4 protein-coding genes and 1 pseudogene are annotated in these 6119 nt (G+C 63.0%); 2 read left to right on the top strand and 3 right to left on the bottom strand.

Annotation, left to right across the window (positions count from 1 at the left end; translation table 11 throughout):
- A pseudogene (locus G3N97_RS00575) lies at positions 1-685 on the top strand (MFS transporter); the annotation flags it as partial.
- 123 nt (positions 686-808) lie between these two features.
- The gene (locus tag G3N97_RS00570) at positions 809-2494 is read left to right on the top strand and encodes a tannase/feruloyl esterase family alpha/beta hydrolase (protein WP_205991388.1); all 1686 of its coding nucleotides are present in this window, start codon (positions 809-811) and stop codon (positions 2492-2494) included.
- Between the two features lie 50 nt (positions 2495-2544).
- Here G3N97_RS00570 and G3N97_RS00565 read toward each other — a convergent pair whose 3' ends face one another.
- The 3 genes from G3N97_RS00565 to G3N97_RS00555 all read right to left on the bottom strand — a co-directional run bounded on the left by G3N97_RS00565 (position 2545) and on the right by G3N97_RS00555 (position 6008).
- Positions 2545-2934 carry a 2-oxoglutarate dehydrogenase gene (locus tag G3N97_RS00565; RefSeq protein WP_065059713.1) on the bottom strand — a complete coding sequence of 130 codons (390 nt, stop codon included), beginning with the start codon at positions 2932-2934 and terminating at the stop codon, positions 2545-2547.
- Positions 2935-3003: 69 nt separating this feature from the next.
- Complete coding sequence (locus G3N97_RS00560) at positions 3004-4794, bottom strand: peptidase S10 (protein WP_241030280.1); 1791 nt, start codon at positions 4792-4794, stop codon at positions 3004-3006.
- 425 nt (positions 4795-5219) lie between these two features.
- Complete coding sequence (locus G3N97_RS00555; protein WP_241030268.1) at positions 5220-6008, bottom strand: hypothetical protein; 789 nt, start codon at positions 6006-6008, stop codon at positions 5220-5222.
- Positions 6009-6119 lie beyond the last annotated feature (111 nt).

Below are 6119 nucleotides of genomic sequence, written 5' to 3'. Positions count from 1 at the left end.
TGTGACCGTCAGTCTTTCTCTGGCGGTCTATTCGCAGAGCGTGCTGGTCGAAGTCCCGGTCGCTTACGGACGGTCGCCGCTCGCTTACAGGCTGCCGGCGCTCGTGTGCGCGCCCATCGACGCACGCGTCGGTATGCGCCTGCTGCTCGCGCGCGCGAGTGCGGCGGGCCTCTTCACTGTCGAGCTGGGCTTCCTGGTGATGCGCGCGGGCAGCGCCTTCGGCCACGGCCACGCGCTGGCCGTGCTGCCCGGCTGCCTCGTGGCGGGCGCGGGGCTCGGCATCACCAACACGCCGGTCACGAACACGACGACCGGTTCGGTCTCGGCGGACCGTGCGGGCATGGCCTCGGGCATCGACATGAGCGCGCGCATGGTCACGCTCGCCATCAACATCGCGCTGATGGGATCGCTGCTCGTCGCCAGCGTCGCGCGCCATCTGGAGGACGCGCTGGGCGACGCGGCGCAAGCGGTCTCGTGGCAGGCGCTGGCCGCGCGCGTGGCGGCGGGCAATCTCACGCCCGGCGATGGTTTGATCGACCCCGCGCATTTTGAACCGCACTTTGAAACGACGGCCCGCGCCGCGCTCGAAGCCGGTTTCAACACGCTGATGCTGTACGGCGGCCTCGCGGTCTGCACGCTTGCGGTGCTCAGCTATCTGATTTTCTCGCGCAGGCCATCGCGCTGAAGATGGCTTCTTCCTGCAAACGCGCCGCCGATCTATGTCATATTGGCGGTCTTGCGCGCGGCGGCCGTCAAGCGAGCCGCGCGCCGCCGCACTTCCCGACACGACCCACTACCTCATGGAGCGATGAAACCGTCCCGGGCGATCGCGCGTAGCGTTCCTTTCCACGCGGCCGCCTGCGCGGCGCTCACGTTCCTCGCGAGCGGCATCGCGCACGCCCAGCGCGCGCCCGATCTGCCGCTGCATTGCACCGATCTCGCGGGCGCGTTGCTGCCGGCCGCCGCCATCGGCCTGCCGACCAACGGCGCGCTCGTGCAAACCGCCACGATGATTCCCGCCACGGCCAACGGCAATCTCAACGGCGACTTCTGCCGCCTGACCGGCGTGATCCGCGCACAGACGGCGGGCACGCCGGACATCCGTTTCGAAGTGAATCTGCCGAGCCGCTGGAATGGCCGCGCGCTGCAATTCGGCGGCGGCGGCTATAGCGGCGTGGTCGTCACCGGCACCGGACCGATGCCGTTCTCGCCGGACCGCGCGCCGCTCGCGCGCGGCTACGCCACGTTCGGCGACGACTCCGGCCACAATGGCGACGCCTCGGTGGCGACCTTCGGCCTGCTCGACGAAGCCGTCGTCAACTTCGGCTACGCACATCTGAAGAAAACCCACGACGTGGCGCTCGCGCTGATCGAACGCGGCTACGGACGCGCGCCTGAGCACATGTATTTCGCCGGCGGATCGACTGGCGGACGCGAAGGCTACACGGTCATCCAGCGCTATCCCGACGATTACGATGGCGTGATCGCCAATTCGCCCGCGCTGAACTTCTCGGGCGTGAGATTGATCGGCGTGGAACTGGGGCGGCTCGAATATCGCGTGCCGGGCGGCTTCGTGCCGCCCGCCCTGCTCGAACGCGTGTACGAACGCACGATGCAGGCATGCGATACGCTCGACGGCGCCGCCGACGGCATCATCAGCAACGTCGAAGCCTGCCGCGCGCTGGAGCCGACAATCATCGACTCGCTGCGCTGTCCTGCCGATGCCTCGGCATCGTCCACGCCGGCTGTTTCTCCCGACGATTGCCTCACGCCGCCGCAACTCGCGACGCTGCAAAAACTGCGCGACGGTCTGCATCTGCCGTACGCGCTCGCCTGGAACGTCGACCGTTATCGCGGCTACAACGTGTTTCAGGGCACGCGCTTCACGAGTCTGCTCGGCCTCGCGCATTCGCCCGAGCGCAGCTCGCAACTCACGTTTCGCGCGAACGGTTATCTCTACGCGCAAGGCGACGCCTACCTCAAATACTTCGTGACGCACGACCCGACCTTCGATTCGTCGAACTTCGACGTGATGCGTCCGGGCCGCTATCAGCAGCGGCTTGCCACGCTTTCGGCGACCATCGGCGCGATGAATCCGGACATCGCGCATTACATCGCGCGCGGCGGCAAGCTCATCACGCTGCACGGACTCGCCGACGAAGTCATCAGCCCGAATCAGACCATCGCCTGGTATGAAGGCCTCGTCGCGCGTTACGGCCAGGCGCGCGTGGACAGTTTCATGCGGCTTTACATGGTGCCGGGTTATCAGCACGGCAACGGCGTGTTCATTCCCTCCGTCGATCTGATCGGCGCGCTCGACGACTGGGTTTCGCGAGGCAACGCGCCGGATACGCTCGTGACCACCGATATCGCGCAGGACACGAACGGACGCACGCGGCCCTTGTGCCGCTATCCCGCGTATCCGCGTTATCTCGGCAAAGGCAATTTGAATCACGCAAGCAATTACGCGTGCGCGACGCCTTCATCACCCTGAATTTCGCACGCGCGTCGAGCCTGCGTTAAACCCGCGTTGAACCGCAATGCTTATTGACGTTGCTGCTTCTGCAGATACGTCCGCACGTCGCTCATCGAGACGCGGCCCGTATGCGCCGTGTCGATCTGATCGAAATGCTGCGCGATATAACCGAGTCCGCTGTCTTGCGCCTGCGTTTTCGTAATCGACGCGCCGTTACTCAGCGAAGCATTCGCGCCGAGCCGCGCTTCGATCCGAGACTGCGCCTCGTCCTGCAATTGCGTGCCCGTGGTGGGCGTCACGGGCGCCGGACGGTTCGACGGGAAAAACGGCCCGTCCACGCCATGCGCGCCTTGCGGAAGCTGCACGGGCGCCACGGATTGCGTGGCGGCCTGGGCGTTGACGGCGGCCGCGCACACGACGAGCGGCACGATGCAGCAGAGCTTGTCGAATAGAGACATGATCACTCGCTTTCAATAGGTGAAGAACCGGTCCTCGCGCGCCCATGCGCCGACGACCGGTGCTGTGCATTACTGCAACGTGGCGGTTTGCGCTGTTGTGGTCGTTGTGGCCGTCGTTGTGGCCGTCACAGTCGGCGTGCTGCCTGAACTTTCATCCGACCACGGCGCGGGCAGCGTCCAGAGCGAGAGCGCCAAAGGAATCGGCTGTCCCGCGTAGTAATTCACGAGATCGGCTTTCATTTTCGGCCGCGCCACGTCGTCGAGATAAATCATGTGCCCGCCGGGGAAAAAATTCACCTGGAGATTCGGGCTCAAACCCGCCACCGTTTGCAATCGCGCGAGCTGCTTTTCCGTATTGAAGAACGGCGTGGCGAGATCGTGATAACCGTTCTCCGAAAGCACCTTCAAATTCGGATTCAGTTTGATCGCGCCGACCAGATCGGGCAAGGTGTCCGGCAAGGTCTCGCCATCGTGCGAAAAGTCCCAGACCTGGATGATCGCGTCGTTCAGCGGCATATAGGTGGCGTTCGGCGCGGTGTAGCCGAGATAATCGGGCATCTGCGTCGCGAGCGCGGTGGTGAACGGCTGAGAAATCAGAATATCCGACGGGTCGCTATCGGCCTGCAAACGCGGATCGGAATTCGGCAGCGAAACACGCCCGTCGTAACGGCCGATCGTGGTGCCGGGAATCATCGCGTTGTTAAAAGGGTTCGTGTTGAAATACCCTTGCAGCGCCTGCATCGTCAGACTCGACGGCCATTGCCACGACTCCATCGTGCGCGTGGGCGGCAAGACCGGCGTGCCCAGCGCGTCGGGAATGCCCAACTGACTCAGCACCCAGGTTTGCGCGTATTTCTTGAAATGGTTGTACTGGCCGGTCGCGAAGATTTCCGATTGCTGCGCGAACAATCCCTGATCGATCAGACGTGGTGAAGCGAGATTGAAATACGCCGCCACTTCCGCGTAGCCGGGGTAATAGCCCGCGAGCGTATCGGTATCGAGCGCTAAACCCGCAGTCGAATTCTCGATCGCCGTGGCTTCGATGGCATCGGCGTAATAATTGAGAATCGCCGATTGCAGCACGATGCCCGTCAATTTCACGCCCGACGCCTCCAGCGCAAGCGCGAGCATATCCGTACGCGGCGTGCCGTACGATTCGCCGTAAAGATAAATGGGCGAGGCGCTGCGATTGTTCACCGCCAGATAGCGCTGAATGAAATCGCGCATGACGTTCACGTCCGGATCGCAGCCCCAGAACTTCTGGTTCGTATTCGGCAGAATCGCTTCCGACAAGCCCGTTCCAGGCGGATCGATAAAGACCATGTCCGTCGTGTCGATCAGGCTTTCCGCATTATCGACGAGCGGATAATTCGGCCAGTTCGTCATCAGCGGATCGGGCGTGGCCACGCGCGTGGGCGCGAACGAGCCGAGCCGCAGCCAGATCGACGATGAACCCGGGCCGCCGTTATACACGAAGGTCACAGGGCGCGGCGAACCGTTGGTGCTCGGCGCGGTGTACGCCACGTAAGACATGCTCGCTTCGGCATTGCCTTTCGCATCGCGCGCCGTTAAATGACCGGTTGTCGTGGTGTAGTTGATCGTGGTGCTTCCCGAGGTCCACTGGTAATGCATGACGGCGGACCGTTCCGCCACCTGCGTCGGCGCGAGGCCGTCGCCTGCATTGAGCGAATACGCAACAGGATCGGAATAAGGCCGGTTAGCGGCGGGCGATTGCGTTTCATCCTGCGCATTCGCGGACACCTGTTTGAACGCGGTAGCCGATGCACCCGAACCGCTATCGCCGCCGCCACAACCTGCGAGCATCAGCGCGGCGACGCATAACGCGCTCGCACTGCGCATGGCAAAAATACGGGGGTGAATCAAGCCGGAGCTGCTGTCTGATTTCATTATTGCCCCTTCGAATATCGATGCGCTACGCGAAAGCCGCTTGCGCCCGGCAGGCGTGTGAACGGCGCCTCGTATTCACCTGGAAGTGAGCGGCGCGCGGCGGCTGACATTCGGCTTTCCAACCCTGACGCTATTCATTCAATTAATCGAATTGAATATCATCAGGAATACTACGCATCTGCAATGCATAGCATGGGCAACGTCATTGCCCGTGGAAATCTTCCCCGGAGGAAATATTTTGTAATGAGGATGGCAAGGGAAAAATAGAAGGCGCCAGGGGGCTTTGTCAAGGCGCAGATTCGCGCCATGCGCCGTGAATGCGCATGGCGGTAACGATGGGATCGAACCGCGAAAAACCGACCGCGAAGAGGAAAGAATTACGCAGAGGGAGAACGGCGTGCAGCGCGTTGCGGAATGAAGGCCACGCACAGCACGATAAAGACCAGCAGAATCGCCGAGGCGTAAAGGCGGCTGAAATGCAGGCCGCCCTGCGCCACCGGTTTGTCGAGCAGATCGCCGAGCGTCGCGCCAAGCGGACGCGTCAGCACGAATGCGGCCCAGAACAGCGCGGTGCGCGACACGCCGCGCCACAGCCACAGCAACCCCACGACCAGCAGCGCCGCGCCGAAGATTGCCGCGCCCACTTCGAAGCCTAGACCGAGGCCGCCGCGATCATCGCCTGCAACCCAGTCGCCGAGCGCAGTGCCGAGTGTTTGCGAAAAGAGAATCGTGGTCCAGTAAAACCATTCGACGCGCGGCGTGTTCACGCTCTCGATCGACACGGTGCCTTCACTGCGATACCAGATCGCGAGACTCAACACGAGCAGCGCGACGATGATCGCCACGCCACCCGGATAGCCGATGCCGAGCGAACGGTCGCAGAAGTCGGCGAGCGTCGTGCCCAGCGTGGTGGTCGCCACGATCGTCGCCCAATAAAGCGCCGCGCTGAATTTGTGCGCACGCACCTGTGCGGAAACGAGCACCACGAACGCAGCGAGAAAGATCAGCGTGCCGACGAGATAACCGAGGTTCAACGACATGGTGACCCAGTCGCCGCCCGTCTCGCCCAGCGTGGTTGCTGCGATCTTGATGATCCAGAAGCCCAGCGTGAGGGCCGGAACCTTGCTGGCCGCTTCCAGTAGCGGTTTCTCGGTGGTAGTGGTCAAGAGCGGCCTCCGGGCGGACGCAACGTCCATGAAAACGCTCTACGCTAAATGGGCGTGACTTAAGAGAACCTTACGGCAAAGCGCAGCAATCATTGCCGTTGTCGATGCGAG

The sequence above is a fragment of the Paraburkholderia sp. Ac-20347 genome (assembly GCF_017104805.1).
GTDB classification, from domain to species: Bacteria; Pseudomonadota; Gammaproteobacteria; order Burkholderiales; family Burkholderiaceae; genus Paraburkholderia; species Paraburkholderia tropica.
This window is presented reverse-complemented; position numbering and strand designations above follow the sequence as displayed.

Coding starts and splice junctions, on each gene's coding strand:
- G3N97_RS00570 (WP_205991388.1), top strand. CDS start 809: ATGAAACCGTCCCGGGCGATCGCGCGTAGCGTTCCTTTCCACGCGGCC.
- G3N97_RS00565 (WP_065059713.1), bottom strand. CDS start 2,934: ATGTCTCTATTCGACAAGCTCTGCTGCATCGTGCCGCTCGTCGTGTGC.
- G3N97_RS00560 (WP_241030280.1), bottom strand. CDS start 4,794: ATGCGCAGTGCGAGCGCGTTATGCGTCGCCGCGCTGATGCTCGCAGGT.